The 19248-nt window shown below is 56.4% G+C and carries 10 protein-coding genes; 2 read left to right on the top strand and 8 right to left on the bottom strand.

Features of this window, described 5'->3' with window-relative positions; all coding sequences use genetic code 11:
• Positions 1-243: 243 nt before the first annotated feature.
• The 4 genes from Fuma_RS11140 to Fuma_RS11125 form a co-directional block, all read right to left on the bottom strand.
• On the bottom strand, positions 244-1278 hold the full coding sequence (locus Fuma_RS11140; protein WP_077024211.1) for an LOG family protein: 1035 nt from the start codon (positions 1276-1278) through the stop codon (positions 244-246).
• A gap of 153 nt (positions 1279-1431) precedes the next feature.
• Positions 1432-1797, bottom strand: coding sequence for an STAS domain-containing protein (locus tag Fuma_RS11135; protein WP_077024210.1), 366 nt, complete (start codon positions 1795-1797; stop codon positions 1432-1434).
• Positions 1798-2039: 242 nt separating this feature from the next.
• On the bottom strand, positions 2040-3761 hold the full coding sequence (locus tag Fuma_RS11130) for an anti-sigma factor family protein (RefSeq protein ID WP_077024209.1): 1722 nt from the start codon (positions 3759-3761) through the stop codon (positions 2040-2042).
• A complete protein-coding gene (locus Fuma_RS11125; RefSeq protein ID WP_145944107.1) occupies positions 3758-4507 on the bottom strand; it encodes a hypothetical protein in 750 nt (249 codons plus the stop codon). The genes Fuma_RS11130 and Fuma_RS11125 overlap by 4 nt, the downstream gene beginning before the upstream one ends.
• A gap of 718 nt (positions 4508-5225) precedes the next feature.
• On the opposite strand from Fuma_RS11125, the gene Fuma_RS11120 reads away from it, so the two are divergent.
• Positions 5226-7610, top strand: coding sequence for a WD40 repeat domain-containing protein (locus tag Fuma_RS11120; RefSeq protein WP_145944106.1), 2385 nt, complete (start codon positions 5226-5228; stop codon positions 7608-7610).
• Between the two features lie 3 nt (positions 7611-7613).
• Complete coding sequence (locus Fuma_RS11115; protein WP_077024206.1) at positions 7614-10337, top strand: serine/threonine protein kinase; 2724 nt, start codon at positions 7614-7616, stop codon at positions 10335-10337.
• 22 nt (positions 10338-10359) lie between these two features.
• Here the strand turns inward: Fuma_RS11115 and Fuma_RS11110 are convergent, their stop codons facing one another.
• The 4 genes from Fuma_RS11110 to Fuma_RS11095 all read right to left on the bottom strand — a co-directional run bounded on the left by Fuma_RS11110 (position 10360) and on the right by Fuma_RS11095 (position 18947).
• Entirely contained in the window at positions 10360-10947 is a 588-nt protein-coding gene (locus Fuma_RS11110; protein WP_077024205.1) for an ECF-type sigma factor, read from the bottom strand.
• A 132-nt stretch (positions 10948-11079) separates the two neighbouring features.
• Positions 11080-11550, bottom strand: a complete 471-nt coding sequence (locus Fuma_RS11105) for a hypothetical protein (RefSeq protein WP_077024204.1) — start codon at positions 11548-11550, stop codon at positions 11080-11082.
• 436 nt (positions 11551-11986) lie between these two features.
• The gene (locus Fuma_RS11100; protein ID WP_077024203.1) at positions 11987-15349 is read right to left on the bottom strand and encodes a serine/threonine-protein kinase; all 3363 of its coding nucleotides are present in this window, start codon (positions 15347-15349) and stop codon (positions 11987-11989) included.
• A gap of 100 nt (positions 15350-15449) precedes the next feature.
• On the bottom strand, positions 15450-18947 hold the full coding sequence (locus Fuma_RS11095) for a CARDB domain-containing protein (protein ID WP_229360985.1): 3498 nt from the start codon (positions 18945-18947) through the stop codon (positions 15450-15452).
• Positions 18948-19248 lie beyond the last annotated feature (301 nt).

The following is a 19248-nucleotide window of genomic DNA, read 5'->3' as shown; positions in this document are numbered from 1 at the left end:
GAAGGGGAGGTCGGACCCGAATGCGATGTCCGCTCGACTACGGCGTTTGGTCCATTAAGGCTGCCGTCGGTCCCGTTGGCGATCTGCAACTGCAGCAGGCGTGCACCACGTCACAAAGCGGCAAGTCCCTCCGTAACAGCAGCGACACAGGCGGCTGTGCCCCGCGACCGTTCTACTCATCCGCGTCCTCCCACAGGAAATTGTGAGAGGTTTCGTTTGCCTTGCGTTGCCTGACCTCCATCGTCAGCCGTCAGCCAGTTCTTTGTTCAGCAGGTCGACCATTTCACGCAATCGTCCGACCGCACGCCGATTGAAGGTGAAAGACAACCGTGGCAGGTGAGTCAGGTGTTCGTCGTCGGCTTCCAATCTGTGAGTTGCCGTCTTTTCGATCTTGCCGGATTCCACAAGGTCGGAGAATTCGTCGTTCAGACGTTCTACCAGCTGGTCTGATGGTTCGCGGTGCAAACGCACAATCAGTTTGTCACGAATGAACCTCATACTGTTGTACACGCTGTAAAAATCCAGCACTTCATCGACCGCCTCTTCAGCACTATCCGTAACTTTAAAGAGACTTAAGTCACTGGGCGAAATCATGCCGCGTTCCAGCAGCTCGGCCTTGATGTAGTCCATCCAGCCAGACCAATACGTGCCGCCTGGCTTGTCCAGAAAGACCATCGGCATGAGGTCGCGTTTGCCGGTTTGGACCAGCGTTAGCGTTTCGAAGGCTTCGTCCTGAGTACCAAAGCCGCCCGGGCATGAGACGACGGCATGCACCTCCTTCACAAACAGTAGCTTGCGGGTGAAGAAGTATTTCAGGTTGACCAGCTTGTCGTCACCTTCGATGATCGGGTTGGCTTCCTGTTCGAACGGCAGCAAAATGTTTAGTCCCATCGCCATTTCGCGGCCGCTGCCTGCGTGAGCCGCCTCCATAATGCCGCCGCCGGCACCGGTGACGACCATCCACCCCTCATCGGCCATGCGTTTGCCGAATAATTCGGCCTGCTTCCATTCAGCGGCTTCCGGTTTTGTGCGAGCCGATCCGAAGACCGTCACTTTTCGGTTGCGCCGATAGGGCGTAAACACTTTAAACGCGTAGCGAAGTTCACGCAGAGCACGGCTGAGGATTTTCAGGTCGCCGCGAGTCGCTCCGTCTGCGCCGAGCTTGTCGGCCGTTTCTTTGATTTCGTCGATCAGTTCGGAATGCTGAGGCAGTTCCGAAAGATGTTCAATCACTTCGCTTTCAGATTCGCGTGGGTGAGTGACGTGCTTTTTTGACATAGGTTGTGCCTCCGTGCAATCTTGCTTGGGGTTTGTCTCGAACGGACTTTTTTAGAAAGGGGCCGTATATGGCTGTGACCGTGAGCCGCTGGCCGCGGTTTGTTTCTTCACCGGCGGCTAGCGCATTGCCGCTCACGTACTAATCGACAGAGCCTATCCGTCAATCGCCTGCATGGCTTCGTTGCGAGTATCGTAGATGGCCCAGATCGTATCCAAAGCCGTAATTTTCAGCAGCTCACGCGCCATGTCGTTGGCACTGCACAGAACGAGTTCTCCGCCACGGCGTTTCAGGAACTTGTGGCATCGCAGCAGTAGAGCCAGGAAGACCGAACCAAAATAGCCCACGTCCTTTAAATCGACGATGACCAAAGGCAATTCCTGTGTCGCCAGCGGATCCATAATGACGTCCGCCGCTTGCTCGACCAGGTCCCAGTTCAGCGATTCCACCGACTTCGCGGGCACGACGACGACAACGTTTCCGTGCCACTCCAGTTCGAAACTATCAAGTACCTCAGACACACGTGTTCCTTCTATGAAGACGACCGGCAAAAGAGTTCTGCGGCAACCAGGAAAGGAGGTTAGCAAACTCTGCCGACACGCAACAGTAAAGCTCGTCGCTCTGCACGAGGGACCTTCGTGTCGTGAAACACGCCTCAGTGCTCGCAAGGCGGCTCGCCTGAGGGGGCGGTCTGCTGGCAGAGATCCGGGCGGGCCGACGCAAATCAGCCACTTTCCATGCCTCGCGGCTGCTCGTTGCGATCTTAAAGAGCGGCATCCTTCGGCTGCGCGGAGGCAATCGCTTCCACCGCCGCTTGAAAGTCAGCATCCTCCTGCAGCCATTCGTGGTCGGCAAAAGAAAGAAACAGCGAGACCTGCCTTGGGGACACAGCAAACGACGTGGTCACATTCACATAATCAGAAAACTTCGGCCGCGGTCCCGTCGCTCCCGAAAGTTCCGCTCGAACGACGTTTAGGAAGAACACTTCGTGTGGTGCGAGCTGGAAGCCGTCCATAGATTGGAATCCTCCGGATAGCGTGTCCAACGAGCCGAGCAACGCAACCACCGCGCCCTCGTCGCATGCTCCCTGCTGCAGGCGGCGGTACTGGGTCAGCACCTGGCGAGCGGTCACCCACCCCAGCTCAAAAAACAGCTCATTGTTCCGCTGCAGCCGAAGTTCGTTTTTGAAGATGCCAATGGCGGAATCCCGTTCGCGCGCTGCGGAGTCCAGGTCCGACTCCGTATCATGAAGGTCAGCCAGGTTGCCAAACAGCCGCCCGTGGATCAAAGGTAATTCACGCCCAACAGCACTCGGCAAATTGGAAGCGTCTACAGAAGCAGCAGCTTCCAACGCCCGTTGATAGGTCTCTTCCGCCTCGGAAGTCCTTCCCGGCCGCTGCGACAAATGCAGTGCCAGTGTGTTCTGTATGTTTAGAAATGCCACGGCAAAACGGGGATCGTTTCCCTGCTGGTGCGTAGCCTGGCGACACAGGACTTCCACAGTTTGGCCAGCGGGCATGTCGTTCAATTCTGGATAACTGGTGCGAAGATTTCGGTGAAATTCAGGATCCGTTTTTAGAGCAGTCGCAGCTCCCTTGTGCAGCGCCTTGGCTAAGAGTCCTCGAATCTTCAATTCATAGAGGTTTGCGAAATCCGGTGTGCTGTCTTCACATATTTGAGCCGCCGACAGCAGCGAATCCACCGCTGATCTCAGGCGACCATTGGCACGGTGGTCGCCGCGATGGACCGTGCCGAAAGCGAATTCGACGTTGGCTTTGATCCACCATGCTTCGACAAGCAGCTGCCGTTCGACATTCGAGAGTATCCGTTGAGTCGTCAGGGCATCGATCACTCGAACGCACAGGTTCACAGCATCACTTGACGCGATACCCGATAGTTCGCCCAGGTTAATACGGTCAAATTTGATCCTCGCGTCGGCAAGGTACATCGTCGCCAGCAAACGTTTTCGTCGACGGTTGTCACGGGAAGAAAGCAACAGCGAATCGCCAAGCTCCAGAAGCGTACGCCTCGCCGCCTGTGACTGTTCTGAACCTGGCACCAGTTGGTCGGTTAAAATTTCCTGTTCAACATGGTCCAGCCGCGCCACCGCTGCAGAAGCCGTGTGCAGCGCGCTGCCACCGATCAAGACAACGCAAAGCAGGGCAGCGCTGGCCACGCGCGTCCACCAGACTTTGTTGCGACGACTGCCCCGCGCGTCCGTGCGATCGGTCGCTGCGGATGCCGGGGCGACTACGGTGTGCTGGGAGAATTTATCGACGTGGACAGCGGACTCGTGATCCTGGCAAACTTGACCAACAGCATCACAGTGGCCGACAAGGCTTCGAAGTTCCGGACAGCGACTCAGAACGCTGTCAACTTCCGCGCGTCGCTGGGGTGAAAGAAAGCCTTCGGCATACGCTGCCAGATCCAAATCGGTGATGACGATGCTGCGATCGGGCTGTTCCGTGTCGACGTGCTGAATCATTTCACGATCCCCCATTCGGCCAGACGATTGTGTAAATCGCGGCTAAAATCTTCTGCGATCCTAAAAAACAAGTCGGGCTCGTGAGTGACATAGTGTCGAAGTTCATTGACCTGTAAACCAGACAACAGTGGAAACGATCGTCTGGTGTACGCGAGGCACCGAGCCAGTGCGCGACGCTGCCAGTGTTCGAAGTTGGCGGACACTTCGTGCAGGCATTGAAGGACTGACTGAGAGTTGTCGTCGTCAAGCGGTTCAAACCGATCACAACGCTCCATCGCACAGGCTGCATAAGCGAATACTCCCAGCGGGATCGTGCCATCCGAAAGTTGCTGCTGGCGAAATGTGAGCCACGTGAAATGAGCGGCCCAGTCGATAGTGGCGGGCGAGGGATCTTCCACGTTTCTTAACAGTGCCAGTTTGGTCAAAAAGTCGGGACTCCAGTTGCGTACGCCGGAACGCAGCATACGGCCCCATTGTGAATCGTTGCTTACACCCATCATTGTTCTCATCGTCCGACGTTCAACACGCGACGTTCGTAACTGATCCGCCGCAGGTTGTTGCAGTTGCCGAAGCCATTCGTCGACACCAACCAGCTGCAGACTGACGCGATGAGCGCACAATCGAGCGGCATCGGCACTTAATTTGTGGAGTGGGACCAGGTCTCCGGACACCAGACTAGGCACCGATTCCGATCGTCTGAACCACCAGTCGCCGGCCAGAATCGGCCCGATCAGTTCCTCACTCACCAATTCACTCCGAACATCCGTACGGGGACCCGCGACGCAAAGTCGAGGGCGAAACAAGTAGACCGCAAGCATCGTAGGTCTGGCACCGCAGTGCAATCGAGTTGTTGAAACATTGCGGCAACTCCGGGCGCAGCGCGCCCTCAGCTTGGCGTATTCAAACGAGGACTTCCCGTTCACACTTGCCAGGCAACTCGATCATGTGCGACCCTGCAGTGGCACATTCCCCTGTGCAAAAAGGTCCGCCGAACGCTGGTAACCGATCGGCAGACCACGGTGCTCCGCGTAAGCAGCCCGGTCCCCAGGACCGGGCTGCTTGCCTTTGCGGCAGTCGTCCTGTCGCGACTTTTGCGTCCAGAAAGCCTTCGCCAGAACGAATTCCCCGGAGAAACTCTGCGTGAGCGAAAAGCCGTCACTAGATGAGCTGTTTTTGAAGGCATCAGAGCTGCGCGGTACTCGGCGATCAGCGTTCTTGAAGGCGCAACCGGCTTCAGTTCGTAAACAGCTACGCCAGCTCCTGGCGGCGGACGCCTCCGTCGACAAGCGAGGATTCCTTGACAAACCGCTGCATGGTGCCGATCAGGCTTCCGCGAAATCCGCAAAAAAGACACCGCCGCGAGCTTCTTCAAACCGCACATGTGCATCGAAGACTCCGACAGCTAATGCTAGCAAGCCCTCAAATAGGGCCACACCTCGCAAGAAGGCGCCTAAGCGGGAGACAGTGAAACAAAAGCCCGCTCGCCAGCAGATTGGGACTGCAGGCAAGCTTCCGCCTCGACGAGGTTCGGTCAGCAAATCGAAATCTCGCCAACCGCAGCAGGGCGTCTTCGGGCAATGGCTAACGATCGTTTTCGGCGTCGTGGGTTGCTTTGTCTTCGCCGGGTTGATTGTGGGAGCTCTAAAGTTCCGGCAGTCGCTATCCAACGAAGAGATACCAGTGACAATCCAGGACGACAGCTTTGCAGAGGAACCGCCGCCTGCAGAATTCGACACACCCGATCCTGAGCCAACACCGGAAGTGTCTGAACCTGAGCCACCAGCGCCAGCCACTCCTGCACCACCCACGTTTTACACGGCGGCCGTGAATGCCCCGCCATTGACCAAACGCCAGTTGGAAACGCTGCCGACCGCCATGAGTGCGGGCGCCCCCGTGACGAACCCTGCGCCACTGCCCGGAGTACGATCGTGGACGTTCGATACGATCGGCTACAAAAACAAGGCCTTTCCAGCGATTAGCGTTGATGGAAGGCGCGTCGCCATCAGTTGCGAAGATGGAAACCTCCGAATCATCAATGTTGCGACAGGGCGGTTTGAGAAGCTGATTTTGATGCCGAGCGGCATTGGACAGATAGCGTGGTCAAAGGATAGTTCCTCCCTTTTGACCTCAAACGGCTACCACATTTTTAAAGTGGATGTGGAGTCCGGGCAGGTGATCGGAAAACTCGGCGGGATACGAGGCGCTTGGTCACTGAGCAGCGACCGGCAGAAACTGTACGCCATTTCCCATGGGGCAAAGAAGATTCGCGTATATGCCGCAGATGATTTTTCGGTTGAGGAGGAATTCGACTTTCCGAGCGACCACCGGAATATCAGCCTGGCCCCGGACGATCGCTACATTTCAACGGTCCAACATGGCACTATCGATGTGTATGAGAATTCGCGGCCATTGAAAAAACTGATTCAGATTGCCCGGCCCGGTTGGCTCACCGGGCAGTCGTGGTCCGAAAGCGGCCTTCTGGCGACAGGTTGGTCGGACGGCAAGATTGCCGTTTACGATGCTAATTCGACCGACACAAAGCCTATATGCGAGACGCTCGTCTATCCGAAGGCGTACAGACACGTCCGCTGCTGGGATTGGTTGAATGATGACATCGTGCTAATGACAGGCACGGACCAAACCGTCGATCACTACAGTGTGAGTGAGAATAGGATCGTCGCCAGCCATCGGAATGATGGATGGGGCGCCCCGCTGACGTACTCACGGAACCTTAAAAAGGGCGTGGTTTGTGGGCAGGAGGCGAACCTGTTGGTCGATGGCGAGCCACAGGATAAGTTGCTTCAGGGCGATATACGACTGATGTCTTCACTGGCGTTCAACCACGACGGAAGCCAGCTACTGACGCCCGGTTCTTATCCCACTCGCTTTGACCTCAATTCCGGGCGTAGAGCTGGCTTGCTGGATGGAGGCCAAACGGGAATGCGGAACGGTCGTCTGCATGTTGCAGCAAACAACCGAATACTTTGCGTTGTCAAGCAACAGTTCCAGGCCTTTCTGTCTGATCCTCCAAAGTTGTCGTCAAGAGTTCGGTTCGATTTCAGCCCCAGCGACCTTCACCGCGCCGTCTGGACCGAAAATGGAAGCAGCGTGCTGGCACTCGTATGGCGTGGACCAGTTGTTCATTGCCGCCTTAGCGATTCCACGAGGACTTCGCTGGTGATCCCCAACGACGAATCGATCAGCGACGTCGCATGGGACGAGAGAAACCAGGTGGCCGTGCTGGTCGGCAGCGAACATCTATTCGAATGGAATCCCGCCACGAATGTCGTTCAGGAAATGCGCGAACTTCCGGAAGGCTGCCGTACGGAACTGGAAATCAATCCGTCCTGCACGCACCTGGCAATCGCAGGCGAAAAAATTGTGATCCTCACCACGAAAGACTACCAGACGGTGCTGGAACCGGACTGGGTCCGTCCGCACGCGCGGTGGATTTCTGACGACGAACTTTTCGGCGTGACAAGCGGTGGCAAACAACTAAACAAAGTTAACCTAAAGGATCCTGCAGCAGCCTCAGCGATCGCAATTCCGCTGGAAGGCTACAAAGGCCGCTACGCGGTGACGTTTTCCCCAACCGCACCTGTCGGCGCCGGTATTGTGGGCGGCAATCAAATTCGCTTCTTCGATACACGCAACGGCGCACACCTTGGTTCGATTATTCTGTTTGGTGCGGACGACTATGCGACGTTTACACCGGACGGCCGCATTATCGGATCTTCCGATGGTTTCCGAAAACAAATCGTTTATCAAATCAAGACTGACGAAGGCCAGCAGACGCTGACACCAGAAGAATTCTTCCGGCGATTCGGAAAGCACTTCAAGAATTTGTAAACCATGGCTCTGTCGACTGCGAAAGATTTTGCTGCACTCGCGCATCGTTCGAAGCTGGTGACCAAAGACCGGCTAAACGAACTTCTGCGCACATGGCGGCAGCAAGCCAAAGCCGACATGCCTCACGGTTTTGCACAGTTTCTGGTGGAGCAAGGCGTTCTCACAAAATACCAGGCCAAGCGTTTGGCATCGGGACGCACTGAAGGCTTTTTTCTGGGCGGATGCCGCATTCTGGATCGCCTGGGCGAAGGCGGCATGGGCGTCGTTTATCTCGCTCAACAGGAACGCCTCGATCGCCAGGTGGCACTAAAAGTGCTTCCTGCGCAGCAGGTTCCCGATGGCGGCGCTCTGAAGCGTTTTCAACGTGAAGCCCGAGCCGTCGCACGTTTAAAGCATCCCAACATTGTGCAGGTGTTCGACGTTGACCAGCAGCGTGGAACGCACTTTATTGTGATGGAGTTGGTGAACGGCCGAAATCTATCTGAGTTGCTGCGTACACAGGGCCCATTCGGGCTGGGCAAATCGGTGTCGTTGATTCGGCAGGCCGCCGAAGGATTGCAACACGCTCACGAGAACGGCGTTGTGCATCGCGACATCAAACCAGCCAATCTGGTTTTGGAGGGTGCCGTCCTGAAGATTCTGGATCTCGGCCTGGCACGCGTTGAATCCGAAGAAAAAGTCACGGCCGATCACTCGGTCATGGGCACGCTGGATTACATGAGTCCCGAACAATGTCAGGATACCAGTCGAGTCGATCATCGGTCGGATTTGTACTCGCTGGGATGCACGTGGTTTCATCTGCTGACAGGCAAGGCACCGTATGCTGATCGGCCGACAACCGGAAAGCTGCTAAGCCACGTCACAGAATCCATCCCCTCGGTGTGCGAACGGAATCCTCGGATTCCGCTTGCTGTCGATCGGATCATCGCACGGATGACCGCACGGCAACCGGACGACCGGTACGCCGACGCGGCGGCTTTGGTCACCGATTTAAAATCGCTGGAAGCTGATCTGCTGAGTCAAACCGTGATTGACGGAAACGTGTCCGCAGTTGCGTTGCCGACGGCAGTAGCCGACACACGCCCTTCGGCTGCAGTAGCAACGGAGGATACGGCTGAATTTTCTGAGCACTCGATCCCGGCGACTCAGCGGTCATTCAACAGCGCAAGTCAGATCCGCGCTCCCGAAGGCAGCTTTCTGAATTTAGTTTATATCATTCCGGTGATGGCTGCCCTGGTGCTGGGCGGCGTCTATCTGGGGATTCAGCTGTTGAAGGACCGGCTTCCGGTCGGTGCTGAACCTTCGGTTGCGGCGACGGAACCGCAGGTACAGCCGGAAGCTGTAGAAGTATCGCCACGGTCGTCCGCTGCGGACAACGACACGTTGCCAGAATCCTTAGATTCAGATACTAGCGATGTCGTGGACAATGCGGCAGACGACCTTGGCGTCGCGAACTCTGCAAGCTCGTCACATAACGAGCCGCAGCCGATGGTTGAAGCTTCAGGTGATAGTGACACACCTACCAGTGAGACGGTCGATTCTGACGTCCTTGCCGATTCGACAAAGGCCAGGGAAATGCTAACTGTTCCCGAAGAGGAATCGGCCATCGCTCCTGAGCAAACTTCCCGCGATCCTCGTGAGTCGGTTGTGCGAGCGTTCTCAAAAGACTGGCAGTCGGATCTCGTGGACGGAGACATATTGACGCTGATTGCGTCCGACACCTATCACCTGACCGCACCGATTCAGCAGCGTCATTCCATTACGATCCAGGGCACGCAAGCAAACCGCGCGCTAATTGTGCTTGATGCTGCCAGTGCCGCGGCATGCTGGACCGTTCTTAACAGCGGTCTCACGTTGCGGTATGTCGACTTGTACGTGCGACTACCTGAAAACGACGACCACGTAGACATTTTCCGTATCGACACATCTGACCTGGAACTCACGGACACCAGCATAACGGTCCTCACGGAAAGCGAACGCAACTTCGACAACGTGACGATCACGCATCTTACGGGAGCTCGCGAATGGGATGTGGATGCATTGGGCGAAGCACCGGCCGCCTTGAAGGTACGGATGCTGCGATGCTTTCTGCGAGGTCCCGGCACGCTGCTGCGGAATTCTTCAACGCAGTCAAAGCTGTCGATGGAGCAAAGTCTGCTGACTGGCACCGGGCCCGTGCTGCACGCTGTTCATTCCGTCGCACGAACAGCGAAGCATCAACAGATGGCCGTTCATATCAATAACTGCACGTTGAACACTCAGCAGGCGGTCGTCTTGGTTGATTGCCGACCGTTTTCACTACGGCCGGTTCCGCTGTCAATCGATCTGCGCGAGTCACTGGTGACGACAATGAGTGCTGTGAGCTCACCAGCTCCCTTGATTCAATGGGCCAGTCCGATTGACACGCGATTGATCGCTGACGCCATAGGCTTCGCAGGTGAACAGAATATTTACGCGGGCAGAAGCGAACCCTTCGTGGCTCAACAGGCGTCCGGCCAGATGGCGACAATTTGTCAATTTAATAAGGACTGGCAACGGCAGAAGTTGGGGCAGGATTTGGATTCCAGCAACTCATCAACACAGCCGCGTTCGCTGCGCGATGATTGGGCAGAACAAATGCCCCGCGATTTCACCCCGACAGCAATTGTGCGAGGCAGCGTTCGCCAGGACAAAGCAGGTGCTGATATCCGTGACCTGCCGATCCCACGTCGATTGCGTCTGCGGTGATTGCAAACGTCGGTGGAAAGCCTCACTCACGCACCTGCGTGAGCGTCGCATACAGTTTCGCTCGCGCCAGTTTCCAATCCCGCTTGACCGTGGCTGTGCCGAGACCCATTAGCTGTGCCGTTTCTTCGACAGAGAAGCCGCCGAAATAGCGATGTTCCACGACTTCGCGTTGCCGTGGCGAATCTGCTTCTAATGCTTCGAGTGCCGTATGCAGCTTTGAAAACTCAACCCCGTTTTCAGTCTCAAAGTTATCCAGCAACACGTCCATGGGAAGGCGTTGGACTTCGCCGCCTCGTTTTGCAGCGTTTCTGGATCGAGCATGGTCGACCAGCACCTGTTGCATGGCTCGGTTCGCCGCCGCAAAAAGATACCGACGGTTCTCTGCGGATTGCACGACGTCCTGTTGCATCAGTCGCACGCAGGCTTCATTGATCAATGCGGTGGGCTGCAGCGTGTGAGCCGTGCGTTCAGAAGTCATGAGGTTGCGAGCCGCCGCAACCAGGTCGGTCACGAGCACCTCAAACACGCGCCGCCCGGCGGCCGAGTCGCCTTTCCGAGCCTGCTGCAGCATCACCGTGATTTGGTTATTCTGAGGTGGAGATTCCGACATTCTGTCGTTTTCTACAGACAAGGTTTGTTCCTCGGTTTTCCGCGTCCAGCACAGCGTGGCTGTGGCTTCCAGTCCAGCAGAATAGCGGGGGCCAAAAGCCCCCGCCACAGTGGTTCTTCAACAAAAAACGTTCTACTGCACCGGTGCATGCCACAGGTTCGTCGAGTAGTTTCGGTTGAACGAGTTCATCTGCATGCGATTAGAAAAATTGGACGGAAGCGATGACGAAGATGTGCCGAACGGTTCGACCGTCGGTGTGGAGAAGTCCATCGTGCTGGCGGCTCCACTCAGCCCGGCCCCCGCACCGCCGAGAATTGCGCCGAGGGTTTCCAGACGCCGAATCCGTTTCTGCCGCACTTCATCCACCGTCCTTCCGGTTCGCTCGGCCACCCGCGTGTCTCGCGTGTCTCGCGCGTCGACGCGTGCCTGCCGTCGCTGCCCCATCCGAGTGCGGGGCGTATACGACTGATGGTGTTGTGAAGCAGGTCGCCGCTGCACAGCATTTCGGCGGTTCCTGAATGGTCCACCTTCCGCCGCAGTCAACGACAGGCAACTCAGCACAGCGACGACAACAACAGTTCGAGATTTCAGCAGCTTCATCATTCTTTTCCTTTCAGACTTTCGCCCCATGGTTAGGGGCGAACAACAGAGAAGTGGTCACTGTTGGTTCGTGCGGAAAAGGGATGAAAACGGGATCAACTGTTTTGTAGAAAAGTTGAGGTGATTGTGTTTTAGCCCGGATGGGCAAAAAATCCATAGCCGTCGGTGTCAGCCGACGGAAAGTATATTGTTGCATGCCAAAGCCCCGTCCGGGCTGGTGATTAGTTGCGGGCGGCACCGGCCGGCGCCGGTGGCTACGTGCTTAGGCCCAGCCATGCCCCCTGATTTTTTTTTTGAATAAGTCGAAATCCGGTTTTCCGCCCCGTGCAATATGGCAGTCATGGGCAGAGTCCCAGCGACGTCCCCGTAGTTCTGGAATGCCTGAGCGATGTTTGACGGCGGAGCAATTCGCATGTCGCATCCCATAGATGAAACGACGTTAGTTCTCCAACTCCTTGCCTTCCACGGTATCGATCGCTTCGAATCTCAAATCAGAAATAAAGAAATCGGAGTGCGTCAGGAGATACAGTGGTGTTGGGTTCCCTTTGAGGTAACCGAATGGTGTCAGAAGGCTCGGGTCACCATCCCACTGAATGAGAGCCATTTTATCGACAGTGGCGTTCACTGTCGTTGGAGTGACTCTCAGCATAATGCGATGGTCTTTGCCATCGGCAAACAAGTCGCCTGCAATCATGTCCGGAGAATCGGGCACATTGACTCCGTCAACTAAAGCGAGACCGGTCATGCCACCGGACTCGCCCCAGCCAGAGAACGTAACGACGCCAGAGTTTTGGCCAATTTGAAACATGACTCCGACTCCATTTTCTCCACTCACGCGTCGGGCACTGAATTCAAGGCGATACGACGCCGGGACTTCAGCTGCGAGCGGGACATTCCGTCCGTGCGCCAGGATCATTCCCTCTTTCAGCTTCGAACGGACCGCGTTGATATCAGGACGAGTAAACTGGTCGTTGTGACGGGTGCCTAGCAAAGGCATGCGTTCGCGAAGTTCTCTAAGGTAGGCTGGCGGAATATCGTCAACAAAATCAAACGTCAAATCGGATAAGTTCGTTAGTTTTGTCAGGACGTCAATCTTAGGTAATTCAGCAGCCGTTGAGCCCTGTATTACAAGGTGACGAACCTTGCTATCCGAAAGCCTGACGGCAAAGGATGGCGATACTTGTTCCGGCCGAATTGTCAGAACATCTCCGGTACGAAGTTTCTCAAGGTACGCCAGCAATCCGGCCTCGTTCAATTGTGGCGTGAGATCCCACTTCCGAAAGGAAAATTCTGAGAGTTCGTCCGCGATCAAGTCGCAATCGATGGCCGTGTCTCTGGCCATGATTTGCCCCAGCCGCATACCTTTAAGATATCGTAACCCCTTGTTTGTGATCGGTGTACCGGGAAACTGGAAACACAAGACGTCAACGTCCGGACGTTGCTTCAGTAGCGTGGTTAAACGTTCCATCATGGAATCTGTAAATTCAGGTTTGTTCCAGAGGTTGATGTTGATTGTCCCGGCCGACAGCGATGGATTGTCGCCCCTCTGCAGTTCCACTAAACCACCGTTGCGATACTGGTTGATTCGGCCACCGACCGATTCCACCAATGAGAGTATCTCGAAATCTGTTTCCGGATACTCGGGAGGGGAAGGCAACCGATCATAATAGTTGGCGGTATGAACCGTTGTTTTCGAAAGTACTCTTCGTAATTCGCTGAGTTGCTGTTTGCTCATGTTCCCTTCGGGCAGATGTAGCCACCCGGGCAGATAGAGGTCAGTCAACTTCGGAATGCGACGAAACTGGTCTGCCATCGGTAGTGGACGATTGTTGCGGCCGTAAATCTGGAGGCGACGCAGGTCCGAATTCACAAACAGCGAAAGTGATTGCGTGCCAATGACTTTGCTATCCAGCGATAAACCTCGGACGTGCGGATTGCTGGAAAACCTGGATAACCCCTTTGAACTCAGTCGGTCGCCAAAATCCCAGTCCTGAACTGGAAACCTAGATAGCTCGTCCGCAATTTTATCGCACTCGACTTTCGTGCTTGAAAGCAGGAGCTCCTCAATCGGAAGTTCTTTTAACGTCAGCAATCCGGCATTGGTGATTTCCGTACCGGCGAGGTTAAGCACGCCAACTTTGATGTCCGGTCGGCCCTTCATCTGTTCCGCAAACTGCTTAAGCTGTTCATCTCCGAAGACTTTGGCGATGTTGAGTTTCGACCTGCGAAAATCAAAATGGGCGACTGAAGTTGACAGTGGTTGAGGATTCTTCATTGCCGTCAAACTGGTTCCTGCCAGTGGCGGTTCGCCGAGCGTCAATCGGCCTCCGGTTGACCGGATGAAATCGATGATGTCTTGGTCGGATGGAGTCGAATGGTTGCTTGTTCCAGATACGTCCGTCACTTGTTCACGATCAGGAACAGTGGCGTCAGTCGACATCGTAGAACTCGTCGTCGATTCGGCCTTGAAAGCCTTGTAGGTCAGCGGGATGATCGCTGCGATCGTCAGCAGCGCGGCAAGCCAACCCACGGCTGGTTTTCTCAAAGGAATTCTCTCCGCCGACCGCGTTGAATCCGAGGATTTCGCTGGCGTCCGTTTGGCTCCAGGCACACAGGTGACCACTTCATTCGCTTGTAGTTCCTGCTGACAGCGAGTCAGAAGCTCGGCGACTTGGTCTGCGCTCTGGTAGCGATTGTCCGGGTTCTTTTCCAGAAGCCGAACAATGATGGCGCAAAGCCAAAGCGGCGTGTCTGGGATGACATCCTGAATGTCCCGAGGCGTGTCTTCGCACACGCGTTTTAGCACGGCGATCGTGTTGGCTGCCCGAAATGGTGGTCGGCCACTGACCATTTGGTACATGACACTGCCAAGGCTGAACAAGTCGGCTCGGTGATCCAGTTTTTCGCCGCGCGCCTGTTCTGGTGCCATGTACAACGGTGTCCCGGCGATGACACCACTGGACGTCAGGCTGGCGTCGTCGACGGCTCGGGCGAGTCCGAAGTCAGAGATTTTGACACGGTCGGCCGGATCACAGGCTAGCAGCACATTGCCGGGCTTAATGTCGCGGTGAATCAACTTCACTTTGTGCGCGGCCGAAAGCCCTTGTGCGATCTGCATTGCGATGCGCAGTACTTCCTGCACTTCCAGTGGTCCCTGCTCGTTCAGTCGGGCCTGAAGCGTTGGGCCGGGCACGTATTCCATCGCAATGTACGGCACCGGTTCTTCTTCGACGGCGTAGATGCCGACTACGTTTTCGTGAGTAATCGCGGCAGCGGTGCGAGCTTCGCGGAGAAATCTCTTGCGGGGCGGTGACGTGGTCGCCAGTTCGGGACGAAGCATCTTGATCGCGACCACGCGATGCAGTTTTTCGTCGAACGCTTTGGCGACTACACCGAACGCCCCGTGCCCGAGTATTTCTTCGATTTCATAGTGCCCCAGTCGACCCAGCCATCCCGCACGAGTTCCCGGCAACAGGTGCCTGCGGAACTCATCTTCGACTTCGTCGGCGGCGTTCTGATTCGGGACGGCACACTGTTCAATTGTCGTCTCGTCGGATGGCCCCGCCAGCTCTCCATCAACTGCCGGGTCGTTGCTACCTTCCCGCAGTTCCCGGACCTGAGCTCTGACGTCGGACATAGCGGGCGTGTCAAGAAACCGACTGGCTTCTTCGTCTGCCTTTAGCAGTGCTGTGACTCGCTGTTCGAGTTCGGCATTTCCGGCGCAGACATCATTCACGTATGCGGCTCGTTCTGCCGCGTCGGTAATTTCGGATGCCTTGAGAAAGATGTCGTCCTGGTTCATTTGATTTCTTTCGGCCGTAGATGCCGGCAACGCACAGGCAATTGTTCGCCTGTACGTTGCAGATGCCGTTCGGAATTGGTGTTGTACGAGTGCTGAGATATTAGTCGGTATTACGTCCCAGAATCCAGCCGTTGTAGGCCTGTACGGGCCATTTGCCTGGGTAGTAGAACTTCAGCGGTGAACTCCATGTGCCAACTGTCGCATTGCGGATGGCTCGGACCTGCAGAGAGTATTCGCCAACCCGCAGGCCTGCTGCTTCCATGTCAACCATCACCATTGTCTGATCAGTGGTGCTGGAATATTGGTATTCGATGTTGTTGGCTCGGATGCCTTCAATACGGAACTCATAGCGTGTCCCGCCGAATACTGAATTCCAGCGGACATGTGCATCAAATGTCGTGCTGCCTGACAATGGCTGCGAGCCGAAGGTGACTGCGGGCAGGCTGGAATTTGTCGTGACCTCGAACTTCAACGAATCACTCCACCGTCCGGGACCGGATTCGTTATGCGCCCGCACCCAGACTGTGTAGGTGCCGGCTGGAAGAGGACTGTTGGACTCGAACGAAGTTGCCGTCAGATTACGTTCGTGCAGCACCAGTTGACCGGTGTCTGAATTGTTAACCCACAGTTCGTACGTGTCCGCTGTTGTTGCGGCCTGCCACGAAATTTCTGCGCGCCCGTTGGGCAGGTTAGTCACTTCTGTGAGCACGACCTGTGTTGGCGGAGTGCCAACCTGCACGTCACGTGGAGCACTCCATTCGCTCCAGCCGACTGAGTTGCCCGCACGAACCCAGTAACGGTATTCGCCGCCGTTCAGGTCGAAGGTGGGGACGTAGGTTTCTGAATGCAGGTCGTTGCGGTGAATAATCTTCTGACCAGTTGCCAGGTCGTGTACCCAGAGTTCGTACACATCGGCATCGGTGCTGCCTTCCCAGGAAAATTCCGGCCGCGGAGTGTTGACTCGGAACGTCGTCGTCAGCGACGGTGTCTGCGGAGCCGTGGACGCGGTGACGGTGAAGTCTGCAGGGCGACTCCACTTGCCAAAGCCGGCTTCATTGATGGCTCGAACCCACATGCGATACGTTCCCGATTCCAGATTGACCTCCGGAGTGAACGTGGCCGACGTGAGATCGGTTTTGTGGATCGCCAGATTTCCCGTACTCACATGATTCACCCACAGTTCGTACCGCTGAGCACTCGGATCGATGCTCCACGACAGGGGAGGACGTGGTTCGCTGACGCTGGCTGATGCATAAACTTCTACCTGTCCGGGCGGCTGCAGCCCGATAAAGATTCGTTCGGCGTTACTCCACGTGCCCCAGCCTGCCGCATTGCCGGCTCGGACCCACACAACGGTCCGTCCGCGTGAGATGTCCTGCGACGGTTGAAACGAGGTTGTGCGGAGGCTGGTTTGGTGAATGACACGATGTCCGGTGTCGAGATTGAAGACCCACAGTTCGTATCGATCAGCATTCGCAACGGCCTCCCATCGGAAGGTGGGCTGCTGATTGTTGGTGCCGGTGACTGTCAGATCGGCTGGTGGCGACGTCGGCGGCAGCGGCGAATCGGTCGTGGTGTCCAGGTCGAGCGTCATCTTGTCCAGCCCGACTCCAACGTTGGAGTTATTGCTCTCATCGCTTTCCGAAATGTCGTCGGCCGCGTCGACCAGCATTCCGATCGTGAAGAAATCGTCCAGACTGCTGAAGTCCGCTGGCAAAGTCAGCGGTGCAGTCCGCCGGCCAGTTGAACCTTCGGCGTCAAGTCCGGAGATGTTGGCCGTATGCAGCAGAATATCGTCCGGCGTGATCAGGCCGTCGTCGCTGACGTAAAAGTTTACTTTGAAGCTGTCGGCTCGCGATTCGCCTTCATTCTGAATTTCATAGACGACGCTGATCGTTTCGCCGGGTTGCACGGCCGCGGTAGATGCCTGGAAAAATTTGCCGCTGAGGTCCGGCAGTTTCACGGGCGCTGGGTCGTCGATGAATCGGCTTTCCGGCAGAATCCAGTCGTAGACTTCGACTTCGCGGATCTTTCCTTTGAAGTGCAACTGAGGCTGTCCCTTGACAGTAGCCGGAGTTGCTCCGAGCATGAATTCCGGTGTTGTCACAAGCGAAACCGAAGGTGGAGTGAAAGATGCGCCAAGCTTCCCATCGACATAGACCTGCGCGGAACCAATGTTCGCAGTACTTCCATAGATGAATCCGACTGAGTGCCATTGACCGTCGGCGACGTTGGCGGCGACCATGTGCTCGTTGCCGGATCCCAGCCGAGCGTACAAGTCCGCTCCCTTGATATGCAGGTAGATGCGATGTCCGCTGGCCGCGTGATTAAAGTGGCCCAGAATCGCTCCGTAGTTTTGGGTTTGGTTTGTCTGGAATTGCAGCAGGATCGTCCCCGACGATGGCGGCGCCTGATCGATGTCGATGAAGTTGTTGCCATTGAAACTGACGGCTTCGGACATGGTGTACACGGGAGTATCGTTGCCTGATGAGTCATCCTCGGGCAGTTCCGTAAATGAACCGTGGATATTCGCCGACTGAGCGGTTCCTGCTGTGCCTGACGAGCCATCATCACCTCGTGATCCCTGACCGTAATCGCCAGCTCCGGGGAGGCCGCCATTGCCGGGGCTCCCCGCCTGACCGGCAACAACCTGGCCACTGGTAAACTGAAGACTCCGAACGGCCAGCGTTCCGTCGTTGTAGATGCCGCCACCGAACGCGTCGCCAGAGTCGCCTGCGAGGCCACCATTGCCGCCCGGTCCGCCAACCTTCTTGCTGCCACCTCGGCCGCCGTTTCCACCCGCACCGCCATCGCCGCCGATGGCCGCGTTCCCTGCGAACCCAGTGTCTTCGACATGCAGAGTGGCCGATGCCGAATTGAAGATGGCACCGCCCCTGGCACTTCCCCCGTCGCCGCCCTGTCCGCCTCGCCCGCCGGGGTATCCTTTGATGCTGTCTCGTCCGCCGATTCCACCGTCCCCTCCTTGACCTCCGCTTCCGCCAACGGCCGAATTTTCGGAAAACAGCGAGTCAACAATCCTGAGATCGCCGTCATTGAAGACGGCACCACCTGCGGCATCCAATCCGTTTCCAGCGGCCAGACCTGGTCGTCCGGGATCGGGTGTGCGAGTCATGTCGCTGCCCTTCGTGCCGCGTCTTCCTTCAGCACCTTCCGCGCTGTTGTTGGTCAGACGGACGTCTGAGAATTGGAGTCGACCGGAATTGAAGACCGCGCCACCTTGCGCAGCGACGCCGTCTGTCAGTGTGAGTCCGGATATTTGCGCGTCGACATCAGGTTGAATGCTGAAGATGCGGTCGAGGGAGCTTCCGCTGATTTGCAGCCGTTCGGAACCCGGCCCGATAATAGAAGTTTTCCCTGCCGTATCCGAGATCTCCAACTGTCCGTTTGTCAGTCGAATGACGTTGGGCTGGTCGGCGTACAGGCTGGCATCGAAGGTGATTGTGTCATCTCCGGGGCGCTCGTTGGCTGCCGCCACGGCTTCTCGCAGCGAAGTCACACCGTCCGCTGGATCGACTGAATCAGCCAGAGTACTCACGCTGATCGCTGAAAGCAGACTTCTTTGTTCCAGCAATTCCATTGACTGCACGCATGATTCGTGGCGGTCGATTCTGCTTCGTTGTCGACAGTGCCGACGGAGCCCATGAAGCGTTCTTGCGATGCCGCGGTAGCTGAAGAGTCCGCTGGAAATCCGCCACGAAGAGCGACGATCATGGGAAGCAGACGGTCCGTTTATAGTGGTTTGCATGGCCATTTTTACGGTCTTTCACGAACGAGGGACGCGAACGAATTTCAGAGCACGGCGGAACAACAACCGCAGCCCGGCTACTCACCCAGTCGCAGACGGCGTCAGCGCGGGGATAGCTGCCGATGGCTCCTGC

The organism is Fuerstiella marisgermanici, from assembly GCF_001983935.1.
GTDB lineage: Bacteria > Planctomycetota > Planctomycetia > Planctomycetales > Planctomycetaceae > Fuerstiella > Fuerstiella marisgermanici.
This window is presented reverse-complemented; position numbering and strand designations above follow the sequence as displayed.

What these genes read in the sequence shown, in the direction of transcription:
- Fuma_RS11140 (WP_077024211.1), bottom strand. Translation starts at nt 1,278, where the DNA reads ATGTCAAAAAAGCACGTCACTCACCCACGCGAATCTGAAAGCGAAGTG.
- Fuma_RS11130 (WP_077024209.1), bottom strand. Translation starts at nt 3,761, where the DNA reads ATGATTCAGCACGTCGACACGGAACAGCCCGATCGCAGCATCGTCATC.
- Fuma_RS11115 (WP_077024206.1), top strand. Translation starts at nt 7,614, where the DNA reads ATGGCTCTGTCGACTGCGAAAGATTTTGCTGCACTCGCGCATCGTTCG.
- Fuma_RS11095 (WP_229360985.1), bottom strand. Translation starts at nt 18,947, where the DNA reads ATGGAATTGCTGGAACAAAGAAGTCTGCTTTCAGCGATCAGCGTGAGT.
- Fuma_RS11105 (WP_077024204.1), bottom strand. Translation starts at nt 11,550, where the DNA reads ATGATGAAGCTGCTGAAATCTCGAACTGTTGTTGTCGTCGCTGTGCTG.
- Fuma_RS11110 (WP_077024205.1), bottom strand. Translation starts at nt 10,947, where the DNA reads ATGTCGGAATCTCCACCTCAGAATAACCAAATCACGGTGATGCTGCAG.
- Fuma_RS11100 (WP_077024203.1), bottom strand. Translation starts at nt 15,349, where the DNA reads ATGAACCAGGACGACATCTTTCTCAAGGCATCCGAAATTACCGACGCG.